Raw genomic sequence first — 23,032 nt, 5'->3', positions numbered from 1 at the left:
CTAGGGGCACCGCAAGGTGCTCCACCGGACCTGCAGGAGACAGACTTGGGCCATCTGATACTTCGCCGACTGTTGCTCATGGTTGTGATGCTGATCGGCCTGATGGCGATTGTCTTTGCGATCTCCAACATTGCTCCAGGCGATCCTGCGCGTTTGGCGGCTGGCCCCGATGCCACCAACGAAATGGTCGAAGCCCTACGGATTGAGCGCGGCCTCGACCGCCCGATCTACGTTCGTTTTGGCATTTACCTATCAAACCTGGCATCAGGCGACCTCGGAACGTCGCTTTTGACACGCCGACCTGTCCTTGCGGACATAGCCCGCTACTTCCCGGCCACCTTTGAGTTGGTTCTTTTCTCTATCGGTATCGCGATCGTTCTGGGTGTTCCACTCGGCATGTTGGGCGCCGTTTTTCACAACAGGTTTGCCGATCACTCCATCCGATTTGTCGCAGTCTCAGGCGTGGCCTTGCCGATGTTCTGGCTGGGCCTGATGCTGCAGTGGTATCTTGCGCTAAAGCTGGACCTGTTTCCGCTGGGCGGTCGATTGGGAATCATGACGCCGCGACCAGAGGCGATAACGGGCATGCTGACCGTCGATACGCTGCTCGCCGGAGATTTCAAGACCTTTCGGGAAGCCATCTGGTACATGGTTCTTCCAGCCACCGCGCTTAGCTTACCCGCACTGGCTTCAATCATTCGCGTCAATCGTGCGGAGATGCTGGAGACTCTAAACAAGGATTACATTCTAAATGCGCGGGCGCAGGGCATTGGCCCTTTTCGTGTCGTGGCGGCCTATGCCCTGAAGAATGCCATTCTCCCAACTCTGGCGATGATTGGACTGCGCTTTGGCTGGATGCTCGGCGGCACGGTGCTGGTGGAAGGAGTCTTCGACTATCCCGGCGTCGGCCTCTACGCCACCAAGGCCGCCGTTTCGTCAGACTTTGATCCCATCATTGCTGTCACTCTCGTGCTGGGAGCAAGCTTCATGCTGGTCAACCTGCTGATCGATCTGACCTACGCTTTGCTCGATCCGCGGGTGAGGTCGCAGATATGAACGTTGCGGAGACCGCCGCACCCGTCATTGGCAGGCCTGCCGATCAAAATGGCCTGCCTGATAGCCCAGGCACCCCGGAAATCGACCGTTTTCGCGAGTATCGTCGTATGTGGTCGACGTTCCGCCGGTCGTATTCCGCCATGCTTGGCCTCACGATAATCGTCATCTTCCTGATCCTTGCGGCGATCGGCCCATGGATTGTGCCTTTTCCCGAAGATGCCCTGGGTTCCATCAACCTCGACCGGAAGCTCCTGCCACCCAGTGCAATACACTGGTTCGGCACCGATGAGGTTGGGATGGATATCTATACGCGGGTGGTTGTCGGGGCCCGCACCACGCTTTGGATTGGCCTGACGATTACAGGCATCGCCATGCTGATTGGTGTGCCCTTGGGATTGATCGCCGGCATCTCGGACAGCTGGGTCCGCGAGGCCATCATGCGGGTAACGGACGTATTCCTTTCGGTTCCGGGTCTCATTCTGGCTGTGGCCATTGTTGGGGCGCTCGGTCCGGGAATCATGAATGCCATGATCGCGCTAAGTCTTGTCTGGTGGCCGGGCTACGTGAGGTTGGTGCAATCCAAAGCGCTGTCCATCCGCAACGAAACCTATGTAGAAGCAGCGCGGTCCATCGGCGCATCGGAGCTCCGGATCGTCTTCGTGCATGTCCTTCCAAATTGCATGTCGCCCATCGTCGTCAAGGCTTCCATGGATATGGGCATGGCAATCTTGGGCGCGGCCAGCCTAGGGTTTCTGGGGCTTGGCGCGCAGCCACCTTACCCGGAATGGGGCGCAATGATTTCCATTGGTAAGAATTACCTGCCCGACTGGTGGTGGTATTCGCTGTTTCCGGGATTGGCCATCTATTTGACCGTGCTGGGCTTCAACCTCGTTGGCGACGGATTGCGAGACATGCTCGACCCCAGGCAGAGGTCATAATGGAATCGCTTCTGGCCATTCGTGATCTTGCGCTTGAGTTTCATACCTTTGATGGTGTGTACCAGGCCATTGATCATGTCTCGCTCGCTGTCGCTCCTGGTGAGGCGCTGGGACTGGTGGGGGAAACCGGCTGCGGCAAATCGGTTCTCACCCGCGCTGCTTTCGGTCTTGTACCATCGCCTCCGGCGCGGATCAGTTCCGGCTCCGTCTTATTCGAAGGGCGCGAGATTCTGGGGCTTTCACCCAAAGAGCAGCGCGCCATGCGCGGTCGTGACATTGCAATGATCTTCCAGGATCCGATGACTTTCATCAATCCGGTCTTCAAGATCGGCACGCAATTGGTGGATGCAATCTGCGCCCAGAAAGGGCGCGGCTTTGGCAAAAGAAGAGCGCGAGAGCTTGCTCTGACCATGCTCGAGAAAGTGCAGCTGCCAAACCCGCTGCGCCAGTTCGAAAGCTACCCGCATCAGCTTTCGGGCGGAATGCGACAGCGCGTTCTGATTGCGATGGCGCTTGCCGCCGAGCCAAAACTTTTGATTGCCGATGAACCAACCACTGCGCTCGATGTTACCATTCAGGCACAGATCCTTGATCTGATCGCCCAGCTTGTCGAAGACATGGGAATCTCACTCATCATGATCAGCCATGACCTTGGCGTTGTATCGCAGGTCTGCTCGCGGGTCGCCGTGATGTATGCCGGACAGATCGTGGAGGACGCGCCGGTCGCTGAGATATTTGATGATCCGTTGCATCCCTATACCCGAGGGCTTCTGGCTTCCGTACCGCATCCGCTCCGCCCGGCAAACAAACTCGAAGGCATTTCCGGGTCGCTGCCCAATCTCTATGCACCGCCACCGGGATGCCGCTTCGCCGAGCGCTGTCCTCATGTAACCGAATCCTGTCTGAAGGGTCGCATCGGCCAAAAATATATCGGCAAGCAGCACAAGGTGGCCTGCATCGCAGTTGAAGATACAATGCAGCATGCATGACCCAATGACCGAGAAACCGATGCTGGACCTGCAAGACCTTCAGGTCCATTTTCCGACCAAGGGCGGCTTGGTGCGCGCGGTCGACAGTATCTCGCTCACACTTTATTCCGGCGAGATTGTCGGTGTTGTTGGCGAGAGCGGATCGGGAAAATCGACTGTCGGCAAGGCTGCAGTTCGTTTGATAAAGCCAACCGCTGGGCGCGTTCTAATCGATGGAGTGGACATAACCAACGCAACACGTCGACAGCTCAAGCCAATCCGGACCAAGGCGCAGGTCATTTTTCAAGATCCGCATTCCTCGCTTAATCCGCGCATGACAATCCGAGACATCGTTGGTGAGCCGTTGCGTATTCACTCGAAGCAAAGAGGAGCGGAACTCTCAACAACCGTTGGCCGATTGCTCGAACGGGTTGGCCTCCCATTTCAATTCCAGCATCGATACCCGCATGAATTGTCAGGCGGTCAGAAGCAAAGAGTTGCGATCGCCCGGGCCTTGTCGGTTGATCCGGACATGCTCATTCTTGATGAGCCGACAAGCGCGCTGGACGTATCGGTGCAGGCGCAGATCCTGGAGTTTCTGAAGGAACTTCATGCGGAGAGGCCGCGTATGACCTCGCTGTTCATCTCACACAACCTCGCCGTCGTTCGGTTTTTGTGCCAACGCGTGGTGGTCATGTATCTGGGCGGCGTTGTCGAGGAGGGACCTGTTGAACAGGTTTTTGCAAACCCGCAGCACCCTTACACGCAAGCACTGCTGAGCGCCGTTCCGTTACCCCAGGCGGAGCGAAACAATGGACGTATTCATCTACAAGGCGACCTGCCGAGTCCGGTCGATTTTCCAACCGGATGCGCGTTTCACCCGCGCTGTTCTTATGCCATCGGCGGTAAATGCAATGTCGATGACCCCGGTTGGACAGCGACCGCCAGAAGTCGCGCCCGCTGCCATTTGCTCGATCATGCCAGCGCATGAGTTTTCAGCTTGATCGTCTCGCCAATCAACTCGATTGGAACCTGCTTCGCACTTTCATGGTGATCGTACAGGAACGTTCTATCACCGGCGCAGCACAAAGGCTGAATGTGACCCAACCGTCGATCAGCGCTGCGTTGCGCCGACTGGAAGAGCGTTTGGGAACTCAATTGGTCGAACGCGGATCAGGTCGCGTTTTTACGATCACCAGCGACGGTGAGACCGTCTATCGCGAAGCCCTTGAAATGTATGGCGGCGTGGTCCGGTTGAATGCCTTGGGGGAGCACAGCGATCAGGTTCTTTCCGGCAATATTGTCATTTTTCGTTCCAGCCATCTCGATGTCAGTTTCCTGAACGCTCTACTCGCACAATTTCGCAAACAGCATCCTGCCATTACTTTTTCCATCACATCGACCCAATGTTCGGAAGTTGTTCGCGCGCTGCTGCAAAGGGCGGCGTCTTTGGGTTTTTGCACGCGCCTTGAAACAGCGCCGCAGTTGAGGGCTTACAAATTGAGCGGTCAGGAGTTCGGCTTTTTCTGCGGACCTGAGCATCCATCGTACCAGGTAGAGCAGCCAGACCCGGCTATCCTGGCCACCTCCGACACGGTCGGATTCGATGGGGAAACTTTGACAGGCCCTCTTGCTAAAATCGTGCGCTACAGAGCGCGCCACTCCATCGGCGAAACCATGGTCGCCACGACCAGCAGTATCATCGACCTGATCGATATGCTCCGTCACACATCGGCAATCGGCTGTATGGCGACCCATCATGCCAGGGAACACGCTTCGGATCTCTGGGAGATCCCGTTGCCGGAACCCAATCCGGTGGTCGATCTCTTCGCGGTACTTGATTCTGAACGCCACTTTACCCATGCAGAACGCGAACTTCTTGCCTTTCTGGAACGAAATGCAATTCTCTCGGATGGATTGGACCTTCGGTGATGTCTGCTGCCAGCATGAAAGCATCGGCAGGCTGCAGTGACACACTGGAACTTCATTACAAAGCGATCTCGGAGATCGGCCGAATGCTGCGGTCGGGCGAAGTCACATCCTTAGACCTGACCGAATACATTCTGGCACGCATTGATCGCCTGAACACAAAGTTCAATGCCTTCATCACGGTCACCGCAGATCTTGCACGCGAACAGGCCCGCAAAGCCGACGCGGAACTCGGCAAGGGGCATGACCGTGGAGCGCTTCACGGTATTCCGGTCGCGGTCAAAGACATTTTGGCGACACAGGGTATTCGGACAACGTCCGGCTCGCAGCTGTATGGAGATCATATTCCAGACCACGACGCGACGGTTGTCGAGCGTTTGCGGGATGCCGGTTCCGTTCTTTTGGGCAAAACGGGCCTTTATGAACTTGCCTCGGGTGTCACCGGCGAGAATCCCTTTTTCGGGGCGGTGGACAATCCATGGAAGGCGGGCCATGACACTGGTGGGTCGAGCAGCGGCTCCGCAAGCGCAGTTGCTGCAGGTCTTGCTTTTGCCGCTATCGGGACGGACACGGGATGCTCCATCAGACATCCCGCCCATTGTTGCGGCATCGTCGGGCTTAAGCCAACATTCGGGCTTGTCAGCAAAGCGGGGGTCCAGCCTCTGGCGTGGTCACTCGATCACGTCGGCCCTTTGACCCGAACTGCGGAAGATGCCGCGATCGTACTGCAAGCCATTGCTGGCCATGATCCAACTGATCCTTACTCAGTCCATGTGCCGGAGATGATTTTTCAGCCAACCACACATCCAGGTCTCGGCGGAACGAAGATTGCTGTGATCAGACGGTACTTTTTCGAATGCGCCCCAGATATCCTGGACAGGATTGAAGAAGCGCTAGCCAAAATGGAAGAACTTGGCGCAACGATCATCGAAATGGATATTCCGGATCTCGAAGAAGCCTTTGCTGCTGTTGAGGCGACATTCGTTGAAGCTGCAGCCATTCATGAGGAGGCTCTTGCCAGGCATCCAGAGAAATTCAGTGACCGGGTTCGCCGATCACTGCAAGCCAGACTGACGACGGAAACGGTCAGGTATATCAACGCGCAGCATTTTCGAGAGGGATTCAGAGGCCGGGTCGAATCGCTCTTTTCAAAAGTTGATGTACTGATCGCGCCGACGTCTCGGTTTGTTCCAGCGCCCCTATCGGATCTTCCCGACGGTTACACCCGACAAGTCTGGAAAAATACCTCGATCTTCAATTTCACCGGCCACCCTTCGATTTCCGTACCCTGCGGGTTTTCATCATCCGGCTTGCCGCTCGGCATGATGATCACAGGGCGCCTGCATAAGGATTGGGAACTTCTGCAAATCGCGCATTCCTATGAAAAAGCGACAGAATGTTACCGGATGAATCCTGATGTTTGACAGTGAACGCAACCACGGAACGGACACAACCATGACCAGAGAGAAACTTGGCATTCTCGTTGTCGGACAAAGTCCGCGGCCAGAAGTCGAGCAGGAGTTTCACCGACTTGTTCCCGGCATTCAGATAGAACAACGCGGATGCCTGGATGGCTTGAAGCGCGAAGATATATCAGAGCTCGCACCTGGCCAGGGCGAAATTGGCATTTTCACGCGATTGCCCAACGGCGAAGGCGTTTCACTTTCAAAAGCCGCAGTCGTGCGCCATGGAACTACCCAACTGGATTGCTTGGAACAATCCGGAGCGAGAGCTGTCGTCGCTCTTTGTACTGGCGCATTTCCGGAGTGGGAAAGTCGGCCGATCCTTTTGCCCTCACGGATTATTCGTAGTTTCGTCAATGGTCTGCAATCGGGCGGGCATCTGGGCGTGCTTTCGCCATTGCAATCTCAGATCCCGGCAACCGAAAAACGATGGTCAGCTGCAGGATACAAGACAACAGCGGTAGCGCTGTCGCCGAATGCTACAGCAATCGAAGCGCAGGCTGCATCTGCCATCTTCGCTGAAACCCCGCCAGATATCATTCTTCTCGATTGCGTCAGCTATACTCTGGAAACCAAGACCATCATCCGCAAAGCTACAGGCCGCCCGGTTGTGCTCGCCATTACAGCCGTGGCAAGAACTGCGGCCGAGCTCATTGAGGGATAGCGACAGACTCGACGCAACAGGCTCAGTCAATCTTGCAGATAAAGCGGCATTGCAATTTGATACTTCTTCATTGCTGCCCGCAGCCATTCTATTTGTTTCAGAGAGAGGATTTGGATCTGCACTCTTTTCGTTCGCCTTTGGCTCTCTTGGACCTTGTTTGCGCTTAGGTGGCGCCAAGGTTGCTCTCAAGCCCTCAGCTCCAGCTTTCAAGGGAAAAGAGCCCGAGTTCTGAGCCCCCCGCCCGGGACGCAAAAAAGCCACCCGGAGGGTGGCTTTGTCACGTTTGGTTGCGGGGGCCTGCAACCACCGAAACCGACATTCGCTTGCCGTGCCGATCTGATAGCGGATGTATCAAAGGGCACAGCCTTCCAATAGGCTCGTCACTTGGAAAATTGAGAATCATCCCGAGGTGAACCCTGTGGCACACTGATTTAGGGAAAACTCAAAAAGCATCCACCACGAGATACGTCAACCAACGGGACGCTTGGCGCCGTGGGTGACGAATTTCTCCCTCGTGGCCGCTGCCTCGACATGGTCAAGTGACAAGAGACGGAGGAACCTCCACATCTGGCTCCTGTCGTCTGGATTGAGCATGAGTTTGATGCGATCCCCTTCGAGTTTGTACCCTATGTCCACCCCAAAATCATCAATCACCTTCGCCAAGTCCGCGCCAGTGATTTGGGCGGTGATGTTTAGCCGTTCCATGCTCAACACCTTCTTCGAGAAAGCTCCGTCTTCAGAAAGCTTTGCTACGACCTCATCCGCATTGGCAACTTCGATTTGCTGCATTACGTCATTCATGTAGCCGGTGGCGATTTCCTTTATCTTCGCTGCGCAGTCCACGACACGGTCAAAGCCCGTAGCGTTCAAGACGAACAAGAAGCCCTCAAAGAGCAACAAGTCCGAGACATCGTCGAACTCCAAGATGTTGGGTGCCACATGCGTGAATCTGTTCGCCTCGAAGATCGCGTGAATCCTGCCCTTCTTAAACGCCATCGCCGGAGTTCTAGCCCTGAACCGGACAAAGGTCTTGTTGTCAGCGATGGAAAACTTGAGGGTGTAGTGCTTGATCTTCTTGAGGTAGCCTTGATCCCCGTCGAAGACAGGTTGTTCCAGAGCGGCTGGAATCGCATCTAACCACTCACCAACGAAGTCTGCCTCGTCCACGTTCAAGTAGCTAATATGATGGTCCGGCAGGGCGTCGAAGGCGTAAGGGCCGACGCCATCCGGATCACTGAGAGCAGCCTCTGTCGCTTTCTTCAGTGAGGCAAGCGTCGTGTCACGAAGCCTATAGCTGAGATCCGGTGTGACCGCGACAGTGCGGAACGGCGGGCCGGACCTTGGGCCAGTAGGGGCGAAGAGCGAAATAGAGCAAGTGTCTTCGTCGGTGACATGTTCGTCTAACGCCGCAACTTCGGCTAATAGTTCCCTTGCCTTCTTAGAGTGGCGGGCCATAGGACTACCTCCAGCAGCTTCTAAACCTGGATCCCAACTGAGTGGCTGGTCTCCAACTTTACGGTGATCACTTCATTTGGGCGAATAAACGGCGACTTTGTTATGACGGTCACGAGCCGTCCGCTTGGCTTGTCTTCAATCTCGAACAGCCGATATCCCAAGACGTGGAAAAGTGGGTTGATGTGCACTGCATTCGCACGGACGTAGGTCAGCCATATCACGGCGTAGAGCAGCAGAAAGGCAGCAAGGTCGTAGCGGTTGCTCAGGTCGAGAGAGAGGAATGGCAAGAAATAAGTGATCGCGTAGGAAAGTAATTCGCTGTCACGCCGCCCTACGGTCTTAACCTCGATGCTTTGCGGAGCAGAGGTCCTGCTCAAACCAATAAAGAGCCCGGCGAACAACAGTATTGAAACTACGGTCATTATGCCGGCCAACAAAGAGACTTGGCAATCGACTGGGTAGTACTTGATCGCCAGGATGGCGAACAGCGGTGCGTAGGAACTGAGGAACAAGATGGACTTCGAGAAGCCGCTCATTCGATTGCCAACGCCCTTCTTGAAAATTGGCTGACCAGCCAGCACTGTCTTAATCGGGTCCCAATTTATAGTAGATCAGCTATGTTGCTATGTCTGGTTCTAGAAGGGTCGTATCCTCCCGCCAACTGTCGGGCGGTCGCTCCCATAAGCAGAGTCAGGCATTGAGCAGAACAACCACTCAAAACCATCTCAGCACACAGACACTTTGATGCGCTGCCGAAAATCTGCCATTTGAGGTTGTTATTTCTTGGGGACCTAAGCACACTGTCATCTTAGATGATTCCAGTAGCGCACTTAAATACGAAAGTAAATATGATAGAAATCATTAGTTTTATTAAGCGCGCAAATCTCTATAAACCCCAATAATTGGCCGGAATCTATGATTTATTTATGATCTATGTGAGTAATCAGGAGGCAAAGTGACAGATCAGGTCAATACTCGTGGAGATATTTTGCCTAGTCGGCAAGAGCAAAATGCCCCAAAGACCTATGCCGAGCCTTGTCCCAGGAGCCTTAAAGGGCGGAAAAACGATGACTTCAGTTTAATAAACCCTGACTTACTCGAGAATTCCAAGTACGGCTACTATGACGGCCAAGTGCCTTGGATCGTAGGCAATGGTGACGCACTCACGAACTTAAAACGTTTTCCAGATGATCTAATCGACTGTGTGGTGACAAGCCCCCCCTATTACTGGCAACGTGACTATGAAATTGATGGCCAAGCTGGCCAAGAAGAGACCGTCGAAAAATATGTGGAGGATCTCACAGAAGTCTTCCGCGAGATTCTACGAACACTCACACCCACCGGCACGGCCTTCGTTGTACTCGGCGACACCTATTATTCTGGCCGAGGACAGCCCCGAGGCGGCGATCCAAAACAAATTTGGCGGGGCGTTGCCCGGCAAAAATATCGAGCGGTCGATCGGCCGGGCTTCGGTTTGCCAAGGAAGTCCCTCCTCGGCGTACCGTGGCGCGTCGCCCTCGCCCTTCAAGCCGACGGCTGGGTGCTTCGGTCGTCCGTCATTTGGCGCAAACCGAAGCCCCTAGCGGAGCCGAGCGTAAGAGACCGACCTTGGACTACTACTGAAACGATCTTTATCCTGTCAAAAACCGGCAAATATTATTTCGATCGGCAAGGGCTTGATGGCCAAGAAGACGTTTGGGACATTCCCGCGCCTAATGCACCACGGAAGTATCGACATGCCGCGCCCTTTCCCGAGGCGCTGGTCAATCGATGCCTAGCGGCAGGGTGTCCCAAGAAAGGTATCGTCCTTGATCCGTACACTGGATCGGGCACGACCCTAGCCGTTGCGGCCGCCCGAGGGCTTCCATCAATAGGCATTGAACTCAATCCGAGCTACTGCAAGTTGGCCCAGCAGCGTCTTATCGCACAGCCAGAGACCCGGTAAAGGTGTGTCCCATGGACCTCAAGGAACGTCTTGACACGGTCCATCAGCGAATGTGCGCCGGAAGCCGCACAGCGTCTCGCGATCTCTTTCTCGCTGCTCTCGACCCACTGGAGGGCTTCCTCGCTCGCAAGTTCCCAAGCTTATCACCCGAAGATCGGCATGACCTTGCCACTGATGCGATTCTAATCTACTCGGCCGAACCAGCGAAGTGTGACACTGACAAGAGTTCCCTTTGGTCCTACCTTTGTCGGATCGTGAACGCTGACGCCATAGATCTTTTGCGCACACGCACTAACCGGGGCGCACTTCTTGCCAAAAACGTTCGAACCGATGTCGAGTTCTGGGCCTCTCGCTCGAAAGATGTATTTAGAGGTGAAGACGCAATAGACGCCCGACACATTATGAAACTTTACGGAAACAAGCTTGCTACGAATGACATCGAGGTAAGGGTCCTTAGCCTCATCCTCAACGATGAAAAGAAAACTTCGGCATTCGCGAAGGCTCTTGGGCTCGATCCAGATGCTCCAGATATCGAAAAGATCGTGAAACAGACTAAAGATCGTATCCTTTTGAGGATGAGGAGGTTGCGAGATGAACTCTAGATCTCCTGCCGATAAGGCTATTGCCCGCGCTGCCCGCCGTGCAATCCGTGGGCCTGCCCCATTGATCGCCTCTCTGATCGAGGAATGGTGCCAAGCGTTCGATGGGGATGCTGCGTTAGACCTCGCCGTTTCCGATAGAGTTCTGAACGAGCTTGCTTTGTGCCTACGCCCGCGCTCAGGACGCTGGATCGAGGACGTTTCCGAAATAGCCAAGGACCTTGCTATAGACTTGGATCAATTGGTTAAGTTCTTGAGAGCTGCGGAGGCTGTCGAGCGGTTTAGGATGGCTCATAAGTCAAGTACCTCTCACACTGGACGCCTCATCGCTGCCCGAGACCAGGACGAGGATGAATGACGGCCCGCTCGCAGAGTGTGGATCTAGCGGATACTTTTTGGCGGCAAATAGGAGGCCGCTCCCTCTTTGGCAATCCGGTGGACATAGAACGCGCAGTTGGCCGGGCACTGCCGGTTGCAATTCTACGTGTGCCAGGACTCACATCGAGCACCATCTGCGAGGTACTCAACCGTATCGGGGCAGATCCGTGGGTCGAGAGTACCCCACGCGCGCTTCATGGTTGCCTCTTCGCTGATGCGGGAGCCGCCCTAGTATTGGTGAACAAGAACGATCCCGAAGACGAGCAGCGGCTGACCATCGCTCACGAAGTAGCACACCTGCTGCTCCACTACCTCAAACCACGGAAGGACGCTGTAGCTGCTTTCGGACCCCAAATTTTAGCTGTCCTCGACCGCACCCGCTCATCAACACATGGGGAGAAGCTCTCGGCGGCACTACGTGACGTACCCATTGAGCCGTTCCGGCATGCCATGGATCGTCGTCAGCTTCACCTAGCCGGACGGGTTGCCGCTATGGAGGATGAAGCGGATGACTTGGCTATCGAACTCCTCGCGCCTTGGCGCGAAGTTCGATCTATGAGTGATCCTTCTGCCGATTCCATACGGCGCCACTTCGGCCTACCAGCAATTGCAGCTGCGCGGCTGGCCACCATGATCCAGCCAACAAGAACGTCTTCTGGTGTAACCGCGCTGTTTGGGAAAATAATGGAGTCGAAGTCCTGATGGCCCGCTCGAAAAATGATTTGAGTGAATCGGAGGTCATTATGGGACTGGACAAAGTCAAGGATGCTTTAAGCTCATCCGACGACGAAGATGAGGGCGTTGGTACCGAAGCTGAGGAGCCCGCGGGATTCGCGGCAAGTCGCCGCGATGCCGAGAGAGAGGAGGCTTTTGGACCCGAGGATCAATTGGAGTCCGAGTCTCTTGAGACCGAATTTAAGGCAGCCCTAGACCTCGATACCTGGACCTCTGGGGAGCGGATGAACCTGCTCGCTGCTCGTCTTGAGCGTGAGGTTGAAACAGCAGCGCGCTTCGAGGATGATATGGCGCCTAGAGTACTAAAGGCATTGGAGGCAGGTCTTCCATCTGCGCCAGACGCCTCCCGTGAGAGCGGCATCTACACTCTCACTCCCGACATCCTCACTCGGGCACTAAGCAACGTCCTCTTCAATGGACTTGTAGAGGCTTGCGACGGCACGCGCGTCGCAGTTAGTACCCTTCCCGTATCCGTAGTCCAGATTGGTATTTGCCTTACGTCCTATCAAGGTACCGGGGATGGCGGCTGTATCGGGCATAGGCTCTACCGCCACGACATATTGCGAAAGAACGAAAACCCCGAGGACGAGGTTCTGGATTTCCTTTCCCGTCGCGCCCGCCGAAAGAAGCGGGAGGTGGCCAAACAAGACTTTGGCGACGATGGTCGGCCGATGAATATCAGCGACATGCTGTGCCGTGCCCTAATGATTTATGCCGAGCGTGCCATGCTAGTGGAGCGCTCACAGTGCCCATGGCGCATGGGACACGGAGGACCGATGCCGCATGAGTTGATCGTCGGCTCAGGTCGGAACGAGATGGCATTTGCGAGCTTAGAAATACTTCGGCAACTTCTTCTTGAACACCAGAGGTTCATCTTTGTGCCGAGCACGGTTAGTGATCAGGCTATCGTCACCATCGCCAATGCGCTCCTACCGTTGCAGTATGCCATCCTGCGCAATACGAAAGATATCATCGAAGGCTATATTGCTGGCAGCAGTTACGAGCGCCCGCACTACAAGAAATCTGGCCTGTACCAAGCGGTCCGTAGCTTTCAGGAGGATGCAGGCTCGAAGGTGGTTCTCGGAGTATTCCGGGCATCCGCACTATGCCCAGGCCGCGTCTTTTACGCCCACGAGGATCATGTTCACGAGGCTGCGCAGATCGTGATGGCGGACAGCGTTTTACAAGAGGCGCGCGGCTTTCCAAACCTGATCGATATCGCCGACCGCACCTGCAAAGGCATGTTTGAGCCCGGCAGCCTTTCGGCCCAGGTCCATGCCAGCCTAGCCCGCAGCGGTTCCCCCTTCCGTTTTCTCGATGAACGTAAGACGCGGGCCTGACGCCGCTTGATACAGGAGACTGCTATGAGTTCAACAGAGAAGATTTCCACCGCCGCCAATCGCCTTGAGCGCACTGGTACAGACAACGGTGGCCCATATCAGGAGCCGGAACCCTATATCGGTTCATGTGCACGTACTATGTTCGATCGCCCTGGTTCCGAGGATGGCAATGTCACCGTACTTGTGCCGGAACATCAGATTGGAGCGGTCGCCCGTGAAGCTTTTGTCAGAATCCCAAGCATCCATCCTCGGACCGGCGAAGTCGAGGCGGAATATCTTGGCGTTGTCGCCTCGGGGCCTTTCGCTGAGCCCGATGCGCTTGGCGCCACCGCTCCCACCCTTGTGGTCGCGGCGGCCCATGGGGCTGTCTTGACGCCAAAGTATCACGGCATTGCACAGGTTGAGGTTTTCGGGGAGCGCGTCGACAGCCAACTCATCCCTCCATTGCGCCGCCCCTGCCCGAACAGCCCTGTTTTCCTTCTTACCGAAAATGAGATCAAAGAAGTGCTTGGCCTTGACATCCCTGCAAACGAGAAGCCCGTTCGTCTGGGGCTCTTGGACGGCATCAGTTCCCTACCTATCAAAATGCCGGCAGCGAAGAAGTCAGTGCTCTTCAGCCACATGGCTATTCTTGGTACGACCGGCGGAGGCAAGAGCACGACGGTTTCTGGGACAATCATGAATCTTGCAGATGCCGGAAACGCTGTTGTCATCTTCGATATTGAGGGCGAATACACCACGATGGAGAAACCGACCGAGAATCAGCAGATGCTCGCCGCACTAAAAAAGCGAGAGCTTCGGGCAAAGGGCGCCGACAACACTCGCCTGTTTGTACTCGCAGGTCGGACTCCAGCCAATCCTAAACATGCGAACATCCGCCAGTTCAAGATTGCGTTTGATGAACTTTCACCAAACGTGCTGTCCGAAATTCTCAGTTTAAACGATGCCCAGGAGCGACGGCTGATTGACGCCTACGAGATCTGCCGGGTGACGATGGAAGCCGAACGAATCTTTCCAGCGAACGAGCAAGAACAAAACCTAGCACTAGAAATCGATGAACTCGATCGTGGTTGGCCACGCATGACCATCGAGATGATGATCGACACAGTTAGTGCGGCAATCGCGAAAATCAATAAGTCGCTCGACAGCTTCGAGGGGCGCTCGAGAGGATTCAAAGGGCATGAAAAGAGGTTGGTGGAGGTAATTCAAAAGCGTGACATTGAGACAAACAAATTCTCTTGGATGGCGATTGCCAAACGTCTCTGGCGAATGAAAAAAGCCGAGGTTTTCTCCCAAAACGATCAGGATCGCATCAATTCAGGCGAACTTATCATCCCGGGGCAGATCGCAGTCATTGATCTTAGTGACATGGATGCTCCGTATCTCCGCAACTTGGTGATCGCACAATTGCTGCGGACCCTACAGATTCGACAGGATGAACTCTACACAGAGCGCGAGCTTGCCTTGAGAGAGTCCAAGAAGCCGACGCCGCTAACTCGGATCAACATTTTCATCGAGGAGGCGCACGAATTCTTATCGGCCCAAAGGATCAAGCAGATGCCCAATCTTTTTGATCAGGTGGCGCGCATCGCGCGCCGTGGACGCAAGCGTTACTTAGGCCTCGTCTTCATAACACAGCTTCCTAGCCATCTACCAGACGAAGTCCTGGGTTTGGTAAACAATTGGATCCTACATAAACTCACTGACACTGGCGTGCTGCAACGCCTACGGAAGGTAGTTCCGGGTGTGAACGATGCAACATGGAAGTCGGTGCCAAACCTTGCCCCAGGCCAAGCTCTGTGTTCGTTCATGCACCTCTCACGCCCGACAATGACGACGATTGATCCATCACCTTGTCAACTCCGAATGGTCGACTGAGACGAAGTTGCGGATTCAGACAAATACAAAAACAGCGCAGGCCCAACGATCCAAGATCAAAAGACTCGAAACTCCAAACTGCTGCGATCCGACGAATTGCTATAGTTCAGCTTGCGGCCGAAGATCGACACGCCCGAAGACGGATACCAAGCTGATTCGAAATCTAGAACATGGCCAAGGAGCGATCAGTCGCCGACTTTGTTGAGCTTCTAGCTTTTCTCAAGATAGAACAGTCGTCAGCTGCACTTTGACCGAGTTTGCGGCCTAGCGGAGCTATAGGGCAAGATGCAGAGGTACGACAAGTAGCAGGGACTCTTGGTTTTGGAACCCTGCAAAGACGCAGCATCTCGTGCGAACAATGGGAATTGACGTTGCGTCCTGTTGGATCGGAAAGTGATCTCCCGCGGCCTCTAAAAACCTGAGTGATCAAGAACGAGTCGACCGGCGAGTGGCCATGATTCTGAAGCGAATGCCGGGTCATAATATCGCTACTAGACACGATGCTGCGAGACTGCGTTTGACATAAAATGCAGTCGAAAACGCTTTCATCCGGAGGTCCGAATGCAGCTTTTCAAGGCCGCCAGTTTGGCTCTCTGTCGTGTGCCAAAGGTCGGTCCCAGTGGCTCAGGTATGTCGATTCAGCGCCGTGTAGGCCGCAACAGAGCCGTCGTTACGATGGTCCGAGTGCTCGCGGTCATCCTTCATCGGATGCAGATCGACGGAGCAAATTTCCGATTCTTACGGCCAGAGAATGAGTCGACGAAAGCGTGATATTGGCTAGATTCTGATGACGGAAGGAGCAGGCTGAGCGCAGGGTTTTGATCAACTCCAGTGTCATGCAGGCATCCCATGACGGGATTTACGGGAGGAAATGAGCGCGATTTTCTTGCCGGCGCCAGAGGCGAAAACGCTTCTAAATACGACGTCAGTGTTAGGGCCTTTGCTGCTCTCTGAAGACAGTTTCTGCTAGCACCAGGTCGGCACGAAGTAGTGCCTGGACCGCCAAGCCTTGATGATGTGGAAACGGATCAGCGAAAAGGGGGGTGGATATGAGAACAGCAAAGACTTCATCGAAGAGAGTTGGTAAAGCGGATACATTTAAGAGGGCAAGATAAAGCGAACGCCGTTCGCAGCACTCCATGAGTGCTAAGTGATTGTCTGCACACTGTTTTTCTAACGCCATTTTGGCGCCATCGAAATATCCACGGCACCATGATTTTCGCTCGCATCTCCGCAAGCTCTTGGGTTAGATCACGTTTCCAGCTTCGAGCCTTGGTGCCACTTGTCTCCGCGTTGCCCGAGGCTGATATGCAAAGCCATGGCACGCGACGACGACAAGCGCTTCGAGCCCCGCCTGGGCCGTCCCCGCGCCCGCAGCGGCGGTTACCGACGCAAGCCGGTCTCCTTCTTGCAGCGGATGACACGGGAGGTCACCCGGGCCGGCGGTGACCCGCGCCGCATCGGCCTCGCCAAGGGCACGTCAAGGACCGGCCGTTTCAACGCGCGCGGCCGGGGTGCCAGGATCGTCGCCACCTTCCCGCGCCAGAGCGGCTGGAGCCGGCCCGAGGGCGGCATGCGGTTCCGGGCGCGCCGCGTCATCGTCAAAGCCCGTGTCGTGAAGCTGCACGGCGGCAAGAGCCAGGCGGCCTATGCCCACCTCCGGTATCTGCAACGCGACGGTGTGACCTTGGACGGCGAAGGCTGCCGGCTCTACTCGGCAAATCTGGACCGCGCGGACGGCGCGGCCTTCCTCGGCCGGGGCCAGGACGACCGCCATCAGTTCCGCCTGATCGTCGCGCCGGAGGACGGGACCGAACTTGGCGACCTCCGGGACTTCACCCGTCAGCTCATGGAACAGATGGAGCGCGACCTCGATACCCAGCTCGATTGGGTCGCGGTCGATCATCACAACACCGGCCACCCCCATTCCCATGTCGTGATCCGGGGCATGACCGACGATGGGAAGATCCTCAATATCGCGGGCGACTACATCGCCCATGGCATCCGCCACCGGGCGAGCGAGATAGCCACCCTGGAGCTTGGCCCACAGAGCGAATGGGAGGTGCGGCAGAAGCTCGGCCGGGAGGTGGAACAAGACCGCTTCACCCGGCTCGACCGGGCCATCCTTCAGGAGGTCAACGACCAGGGCCTCGTCGATCTCCGGATCGGCGCGGAACAGTCCTATCTCGGGCGGGCCAACCGCGCCCTTCTGATCAGCCGTCTCAAGCGGCTGGAGCGCATGGGTCTCGCCCGCGAAGAAGCCCCGGCGCGCTGGTCCCTCTCCGGCCGCCTGGAGAAGACGCTGCGGGAGCTGGGCGAGCGCGGCGATATCATCAAGACCATGCACCGGGCCATGACCGGACAGGGTCTCGCGCGCGACTCCCAGGGCTATGTGATCCATAGGGGCGTGGACAGGCAGCCGCCCACCGTCGGCAGGGTGGCCGGCAAGGGTTTGGCAAGCGACGAGTTGACCGGGCGGCTGCACCTCGTCATAGACGGCGCGGACGGCCGGGTCCACTACGCCGAGGCGAGCGAGGCGGCCGGCGACGAGATCGCGGTCGGCAGCATTGTCCAGATCGGCCGCGCCGAGGCCCCTGCCCGCCCCGCCGACCGCAATATCGCCGAACTGGCCCACGACAACGGCGGCCTCTACGAGCCGGCAATGCATCTCCTAGCCGCCCGCGACAGCATGCGGCTGCCGGACGGGAATTACGAAGGTTACGTCCAGGCCCATGTGCGCCGGTTGGAGGCGTTGCGCCGGGCCGGCATCGTCGAGCGCCTGGACGATGGCAATTGGTGCATCCCCCAGGACTTCGAGGACCGCGCACGGGACTACGACACAGGGCGCAGCAAGCAGCTTGGTGTCCAGGTGCTATCACTCATCGATCTTGACGCCCAGGTGACAGCGAACGCCGCCACCTGGCTTGACCGCGAGCTGGTCGCCGACGCTCCGGTCCCGCTCCGGGGCAGCGGCTTTGGTCGAGAGGCTAGCGACGCGCTCGCTCGACGCCGGCAATGGCTTATCGCACAGGGGCTGGCCGGCGAGACCGACGCGGGGTTCGTCACCCGCCGTGACATGCTCGCCACTCTGGCTCGACGCGAAGTGGAGGAAACGGGCAAGAAACTGGCTCAGCAGCAAGGCTTGAATTTCCGCATGGCCGAGAGCGGCGATCGCATCAGCGGCACCTATCGGCAGTCCGTGCAGCTGGTCAGCGGCAAATATGCGCTGGTGGAGCGCTCTAAGGAGTTCACGCTCGTCCCCTGGCGGCCGGTCATCGAGAAGACGCTGGGCCGGCAGGTCAGCGGCTTTGTCCGAGGCAGCGGCATCTCTTGGGAACTGGGCCGCAAGCGCGGGCCCGGTATCGGGATGTAGGGTGCGTGCTGTGTCCCCCCGATAATATCGGCGCCTAGGTCTGAGGTCCGGCCAGAAGCAGAACTCCACCGCACCGGAGTCCGTGCCCCAAAGCGGTCGTTTAAACGCAGCTAGCGCTCCGGTTCAGTGGCGGGCCGCGTAGCGGACCGTCCGCTGCAACCGGTGGTTAGCGGCCATCTCTACTGGCACTTGCCGAACGGCGTGGTCACGGCTTCCTTCCGGCCCGTTTTGCACCCTTGGATGCAACCTGCTTCCGGGCCTTCTTGGCGGACCGCTTCTTCGCTGTGCTCGTCTTTCCCGGCTGCCGCTTGGCTGCCTTCTTCTTTCGCGATGGCTTTCCATTCTGTTTGAGGTCTGCCTCTGTCAGTACCTCGCACCACGTACTTGCCTGTTGCTCTTGAGCATCCACGAGCCATTGCGGCGGTGATGGTGGATAGGGTCGCAGCTCCCGCTCACCGAACGCAAACCAGATGATGGTGCGGTCGTCTAAGTACTGCCGAAGTAGGTCCTCGTGGATGTAGAGCACGTCTCCTTCGAGGCCATCGACACCACTGAGCGTGATCGTGGCTCGGCCCCCGTCAGGCAGGAAATGGTCGAAGGATTGCGCGGCGCTGCGGAGGTCGAACCGATGCGAGAAGGGCTGAGACGGCACCAGCGTGCTTCCCGCGCGGTTCATTTCGTTGTGGTAGCTCTCCCACGCGTAGCTGTGCGCGAGCACCTCCATCTCGACTGCGCCCGCGCGGTTCCGCACGCTCTCACAGTACGCGTTCTCGGCGAGTGCCCCGGAGGCAAAGTGTGGGTGCCAAGGGATCTCGCCAGAGAACGTGTAATAGTCGCTCGGAACGTGACGAGACACCCAAGGCCGCTCTCCGGCGTTCAGCGCAGCAACTAGTCGCGCGACGCTCTCCTTCGGTGTTACCAACGCAGAGATGAATGCCCATACTTCTCGCCCGAGAACCCTGTCCTCAGCCTTAACGAAGCCGTGGACGACCACCCACGGCCCACGGTGGCCACCGATCAGATCCCGACGAAGGAGGCTGCGGGGTACCGACGTGGTGTTCTCTCGTATCCAACTCTCATGACTCTCAACGGTCGGCGACAGCCAGGCCACTGGAACCGAGGCGCTTCCATCTATAGGCGGACCTTCAGGGAACGACGGGTCAATGTCCACGTCGGAAAACTCATGGTTTTCGCGAGGAAACTCGCCTCGCTCCTCGAGTAGTCCGGCGTACGTGTAGAACCCGATCCAGCCGTACTTCTTGCCGTAGCGTTCGGCGAGTGGCCGCTCGCCACGCCCTCCGCGATAGCCATCTTCCATGATCCTACTGTCGAGCTCCTGGAAGCTCGCTGCTCGCCATCCGAGGACCCACACAACGCCGCGCACATGAGCCACGGCAGCTTGATGCCCCGCATGGTCCATGTCGTAGTTTCGGCGATCGTCAAACAACCTCCCCAGCGTGTAGTTCTCGAAGTCCATGTGGAGCGTTCGCCCTGCTTCGTCGGATCTCGCATCGTCTTTTGAGAGAGGCTGGACGGGGTCAGGCGTCGCGAATACCCATGTGCCACGCAATGCGTGCGGCAGAGTGGACCCGTAGAATTTCGCGGCGAACGCGGCAATGCCGCGCACGTAGAGTCGCGCGAGATAGTGATGCGTGGGCGCGCTTGCCGCAACTCCGACAAGCGCGGATGCGAGCTGTCCGAGAAACGGCTTCAAGAAGACCGCGAAATCCGCGTCTGCGTGTTGGTGACTCATCACGACGCCGTACGAGGCGGCGAGCATGCGCTCGCCCACATAGGCATCGTTCACGGTCAGGGAGTCGACAGTCAGGCCGAAAAGGCCTCCTGGATCGACCCGACCGAACCAATAGAGTGCGCTCGTCGCCTGGTCCCGCAACCGTCGAACCGTGCTCGTGAGCGTCCACATGATCCAGCGAGCACGAAGCACATCGCCTGGCCGCGCTACCCTGTTTCTCCAACGTCGCGAGAGGTGCTCCAGGTCTCGAAGTATCTTGTCTTGGTTTCTGCGCACCCACTCCGTCCAAGCAAGGTCTCGGATCGCCACTCCGATCGGCCGAAGCACTCCGTCCAGTGCTTCCGCGTTCAGTGGGTGATTCGCCGCTCCTCGCACTTCCCAGAGTTGCTCAAGCAACCTTGCGTCTCCTCCTCGTACGCGGTTGAGCAATTCGTTGACCGTTGCCGCGTCCAAGCAAGCCGCCTCGAGCTTCGCAGCGAATCGCAGGGCTGGAGAGCGGAGCGGTTCGTCAACCAGCTGCCACAGCTGCTTCGAGGAGAAGCGTCGAGGGACCTGCCCGACAAGCGAATACAGGATATCCTCGCCAAGCGGATGTCGTTTATCATAGTCGCCGGCTAAAAGTTCTATCGTGGACGCCTCACGAACCCAGGCCTCGAAGGCTGCCTGCCCGTAGCTTGCGAGCAAAGCGTTGGCGATGATATGCCCTCCCAGGCGGTCGTACACAGGCATGTACGCGCCGCCGCCGTCCGACGGCATGCGGAGCAAGACGCCTTCATACTCTAAGGCTCGCACGAGACTTTGGTCCCAGGGGCGCCCCTCGTCTCCCAGAGCGTGGCGCAATTCAGACAGCTCCATTGAACGAGTGCGCGATGTCCACAGGGACTGCGCAATGGTAGTAAGCGCCGACCGAACGTCTTGCGCGTAGTAACGCTGTGCTCGAGGAGCGAGTTCTGCGACTCGGTCGCCGACTTGATCGAGATAGCGATCGAACAACGCGGTCAGTGATCCCGGCATCGCGTCGATGCCAACCATCTTATGACGCGTCGGGTTACTCACCTCGCAGAAGAGCCTCAGGGTCAACGGGTGGCGAAGGAAACCGGGTAGCGAGGCGTCGGTCGCGTCAATCTTCCAATGTCGAAAGTGGAGCTGAATTGCGTCTTCTACATCCACACCGTAGTCAGCGATCTCTACGCGCCGAGTTGCGGCGGGAAGAGCTTCTTCTTGGAATTCTGGCCGAATGGTGCAGACCAGCAGGACGTACGGATACTTCGCAAGGACCGTCTCCAGCGCAGCGAGCTGCGGCTTCCATGTCCGTGGATCTTCCGACTCGTTGAGTCCGTCGATGACCACCGGCACCCGGTGGCGAGCGCGCTGACCAGCGGCATCCACAGCCGCGAGCAAGAGCTCCATGGTTTGAACGGGCTGACCCGCGATCGTCACTTGCCGCGCAAGGTCGTCGAGCTTATGTGTCGCGTGCAGGTCCCGGCCATGCAGGAGTATTCCGTCCGGCCGTCCGTCTGTAGCTGCTGTCAGCTGGGCGGCAAGATGCGTCTTGCCACAGCCGGCCGAGGCGGCCAATGCGACGACGCGGGACGAGAAGGCGTCATCAACTGCCGAGAACAGGTCCAGAGTCTCAAGACATCCGCCAATCGCGTTCGTCACATAGAGCCCGGCTTGATGATTCCCTGAACGCAGTCGCCGAGGGGCCGTGGCCACTTCATCAGCCAGTTTGCGCGGCTGCGAGCTGAGCTCATCTCGTAACAGGTCAATGTCTCCATCGCGAATCGCGTCGGCAACACGCTCGAGTCCATCAGCGAAGAGCCTTGCTGTATCGACTCCATGCGACACGATGGGCGCGAGTGCGGCCGGCACCTGTGGTGCCGACTCCGCCGCTGTCACAGCTGAGCGCAAGTCCGCGGCCAGCTCACGGAGAGAATTCCACGAGTCTGACTCCCCAAGCATGCGTCGGAGGTCACGTTCAGCGTCTACGACTTGATGGACTTCCGGCTGCCATCTCGCGCGAATCGAAGCGACTGACTGCTCGCGTCGTTCCCGCAACAAGTCCGGCGTCAGTACCAGATCACCGAAGTAGGTTCCGCGGAACACGTTTGCCTGGCCGACCAGGAGATTATCGATATCGTCCGCGGTCCAGAGGTGCAAAGACATCTTCGACGACAATCCATAGAACCACGTCTGATCGCCGCTGGTCAGTGGGCGACGAGTCCAGAGCACCCAGTCCGTGACCCCAGGAACATGAACCTCTGTCTTGCGAATGCCGTCCACAATCTTGGACCGCCTCCTCGATCCCAGCGTGCCGCTTTCCGGCAGGTCGTACCATTTGCATTGCCACCCCCACCAACGTTCCGGGCCACCCAGGGCGTCACAATGCCGGTCTAACTTCAGATGAAACTCGACTCCTGGCTGGTTCGCGAGGGCGCGAAGGACACCGTAGCTACCATAATTGTGGCGAACGAGGCCTCTGCAGAGCAGCTCGAAGTTCTTCTCGGCGCTACCCGGCAGATTCGCGAAGGTATCCCAGTTCAGTGCTGGCATGGAAA

At 57.2% G+C, this 23,032-nt stretch carries 16 protein-coding genes; 13 read left to right on the top strand and 3 right to left on the bottom strand.

All coding sequences use genetic code 11. From position 1 onward, the window contains the following. Window positions 1-45: 45 nt before the first annotated feature. The 7 genes from HBA54_RS26010 to HBA54_RS25980 are packed head-to-tail and all read left to right on the top strand — an operon-like array spanning window position 46 to window position 7,018. Window positions 46-1,056, top strand: coding sequence for an ABC transporter permease (locus HBA54_RS26010; RefSeq protein WP_205944929.1), 1,011 nt, complete (start codon window positions 46-48; stop codon window positions 1,054-1,056). After that, the gene (locus HBA54_RS26005) at window positions 1,053-1,994 is read left to right on the top strand and encodes an ABC transporter permease (RefSeq protein WP_167230717.1); all 942 of its coding nucleotides are present in this window, start codon (window positions 1,053-1,055) and stop codon (window positions 1,992-1,994) included. Before HBA54_RS26010 ends, HBA54_RS26005 begins: the two co-directional genes overlap by 4 nt. Further along, window positions 1,994-2,983 carry an ABC transporter ATP-binding protein gene (locus HBA54_RS26000; protein WP_167230714.1) on the top strand — a complete coding sequence of 330 codons (990 nt, stop codon included), beginning with the start codon at window positions 1,994-1,996 and terminating at the stop codon, window positions 2,981-2,983. Before HBA54_RS26005 ends, HBA54_RS26000 begins: the two co-directional genes overlap by 1 nt. Window positions 2,984-2,987: 4 nt before the next feature. After that, window positions 2,988-3,953 carry an ABC transporter ATP-binding protein gene (locus tag HBA54_RS25995; RefSeq protein WP_205944928.1) on the top strand — a complete coding sequence of 322 codons (966 nt, stop codon included), beginning with the start codon at window positions 2,988-2,990 and terminating at the stop codon, window positions 3,951-3,953. Then, window positions 3,950-4,894: a LysR family transcriptional regulator gene (locus HBA54_RS25990; RefSeq protein ID WP_167230711.1), complete on the top strand. Its 945-nt coding sequence runs from the start codon at window positions 3,950-3,952 to the stop codon at window positions 4,892-4,894. Before HBA54_RS25995 ends, HBA54_RS25990 begins: the two co-directional genes overlap by 4 nt. Beyond that, window positions 4,894-6,315: an amidase gene (locus HBA54_RS25985; protein WP_167230708.1), complete on the top strand. Its 1,422-nt coding sequence runs from the start codon at window positions 4,894-4,896 to the stop codon at window positions 6,313-6,315. Before HBA54_RS25990 ends, HBA54_RS25985 begins: the two co-directional genes overlap by 1 nt. Next, the gene (locus HBA54_RS25980; RefSeq protein WP_167230705.1) at window positions 6,308-7,018 is read left to right on the top strand and encodes an AroM family protein; all 711 of its coding nucleotides are present in this window, start codon (window positions 6,308-6,310) and stop codon (window positions 7,016-7,018) included. Before HBA54_RS25985 ends, HBA54_RS25980 begins: the two co-directional genes overlap by 8 nt. Before the next feature lie 468 nt (window positions 7,019-7,486). On the opposite strand, the gene HBA54_RS25975 is transcribed toward HBA54_RS25980, so the two are convergent. After that, complete coding sequence (locus HBA54_RS25975) at window positions 7,487-8,473, bottom strand: Kiwa anti-phage protein KwaB-like domain-containing protein (RefSeq protein WP_167230702.1); 987 nt, start codon at window positions 8,471-8,473, stop codon at window positions 7,487-7,489. Window positions 8,474-8,493: 20 nt separating this feature from the next. Then, on the bottom strand, window positions 8,494-9,009 hold the full coding sequence (locus tag HBA54_RS25970; RefSeq protein ID WP_167230699.1) for a KwaA family protein: 516 nt from the start codon (window positions 9,007-9,009) through the stop codon (window positions 8,494-8,496). A 419-nt stretch (window positions 9,010-9,428) separates the two neighbouring features. Here HBA54_RS25970 and HBA54_RS25965 point away from each other — a divergent pair, with 419 nt between their 5' ends. The 6 genes from HBA54_RS25965 to HBA54_RS25940 all read left to right on the top strand — a co-directional run bounded on the left by HBA54_RS25965 (window position 9,429) and on the right by HBA54_RS25940 (window position 18,721). Next, a complete protein-coding gene (locus tag HBA54_RS25965; RefSeq protein ID WP_167230696.1) occupies window positions 9,429-10,418 on the top strand; it encodes a DNA-methyltransferase in 990 nt (329 codons plus the stop codon). Between the two features lie 11 nt (window positions 10,419-10,429). Next, window positions 10,430-11,020: a hypothetical protein gene (locus tag HBA54_RS25960; RefSeq protein ID WP_167230693.1), complete on the top strand. Its 591-nt coding sequence runs from the start codon at window positions 10,430-10,432 to the stop codon at window positions 11,018-11,020. A gap of 351 nt (window positions 11,021-11,371) precedes the next feature. Continuing rightward, on the top strand, window positions 11,372-12,097 hold the full coding sequence (locus HBA54_RS29320; RefSeq protein WP_240932916.1) for an ImmA/IrrE family metallo-endopeptidase: 726 nt from the start codon (window positions 11,372-11,374) through the stop codon (window positions 12,095-12,097). Continuing rightward, window positions 12,097-13,470 carry a hypothetical protein gene (locus HBA54_RS25950; protein ID WP_167230687.1) on the top strand — a complete coding sequence of 458 codons (1,374 nt, stop codon included), beginning with the start codon at window positions 12,097-12,099 and terminating at the stop codon, window positions 13,468-13,470. Before HBA54_RS29320 ends, HBA54_RS25950 begins: the two co-directional genes overlap by 1 nt. 24 nt (window positions 13,471-13,494) lie before the next feature. After that, complete coding sequence (locus HBA54_RS25945) at window positions 13,495-15,348, top strand: ATP-binding protein (RefSeq protein ID WP_167230684.1); 1,854 nt, start codon at window positions 13,495-13,497, stop codon at window positions 15,346-15,348. A 1,282-nt stretch (window positions 15,349-16,630) separates the two neighbouring features. Beyond that, window positions 16,631-18,721 (top strand): DUF3363 domain-containing protein, encoded by a 2,091-nt coding sequence (locus HBA54_RS25940; RefSeq protein WP_322096124.1) that lies wholly within the window; start codon window positions 16,631-16,633, stop codon window positions 18,719-18,721. A 205-nt stretch (window positions 18,722-18,926) separates the two neighbouring features. On the opposite strand, the gene HBA54_RS25935 is transcribed toward HBA54_RS25940, so the two are convergent. Continuing rightward, window positions 18,927-23,027 (bottom strand): NACHT domain-containing protein, encoded by a 4,101-nt coding sequence (locus HBA54_RS25935; protein WP_167230681.1) that lies wholly within the window; start codon window positions 23,025-23,027, stop codon window positions 18,927-18,929. Window positions 23,028-23,032 lie beyond the last annotated feature (5 nt).

It is taken from the genome of Pelagibius litoralis (assembly GCF_011683915.1).
Classification (GTDB): domain Bacteria; phylum Pseudomonadota; class Alphaproteobacteria; order Kiloniellales; family Kiloniellaceae; genus Pelagibius; species Pelagibius litoralis.
Note: the sequence above shows the minus strand (reverse complement) of the source record. Positions and strands in the feature narration are given on the sequence as shown.

Coding starts and splice junctions, on each gene's coding strand:
- HBA54_RS25990 (WP_167230711.1), top strand. CDS start 3,950: ATGAGTTTTCAGCTTGATCGTCTCGCCAATCAACTCGATTGGAACCTG.
- HBA54_RS25980 (WP_167230705.1), top strand. CDS start 6,308: ATGTTTGACAGTGAACGCAACCACGGAACGGACACAACCATGACCAGA.
- HBA54_RS29320 (WP_240932916.1), top strand. CDS start 11,372: ATGACGGCCCGCTCGCAGAGTGTGGATCTAGCGGATACTTTTTGGCGG.
- HBA54_RS26000 (WP_167230714.1), top strand. CDS start 1,994: ATGGAATCGCTTCTGGCCATTCGTGATCTTGCGCTTGAGTTTCATACC.
- HBA54_RS25995 (WP_205944928.1), top strand. CDS start 2,988: ATGACCGAGAAACCGATGCTGGACCTGCAAGACCTTCAGGTCCATTTT.
- HBA54_RS25985 (WP_167230708.1), top strand. CDS start 4,894: ATGTCTGCTGCCAGCATGAAAGCATCGGCAGGCTGCAGTGACACACTG.
- HBA54_RS25960 (WP_167230693.1), top strand. CDS start 10,430: ATGGACCTCAAGGAACGTCTTGACACGGTCCATCAGCGAATGTGCGCC.
- HBA54_RS25970 (WP_167230699.1), bottom strand. CDS start 9,009: ATGAGCGGCTTCTCGAAGTCCATCTTGTTCCTCAGTTCCTACGCACCG.
- HBA54_RS25950 (WP_167230687.1), top strand. CDS start 12,097: ATGGCCCGCTCGAAAAATGATTTGAGTGAATCGGAGGTCATTATGGGA.
- HBA54_RS25975 (WP_167230702.1), bottom strand. CDS start 8,473: ATGGCCCGCCACTCTAAGAAGGCAAGGGAACTATTAGCCGAAGTTGCG.
- HBA54_RS25935 (WP_167230681.1), bottom strand. CDS start 23,027: ATGCCAGCACTGAACTGGGATACCTTCGCGAATCTGCCGGGTAGCGCC.
- HBA54_RS26005 (WP_167230717.1), top strand. CDS start 1,053: ATGAACGTTGCGGAGACCGCCGCACCCGTCATTGGCAGGCCTGCCGAT.
- HBA54_RS25945 (WP_167230684.1), top strand. CDS start 13,495: ATGAGTTCAACAGAGAAGATTTCCACCGCCGCCAATCGCCTTGAGCGC.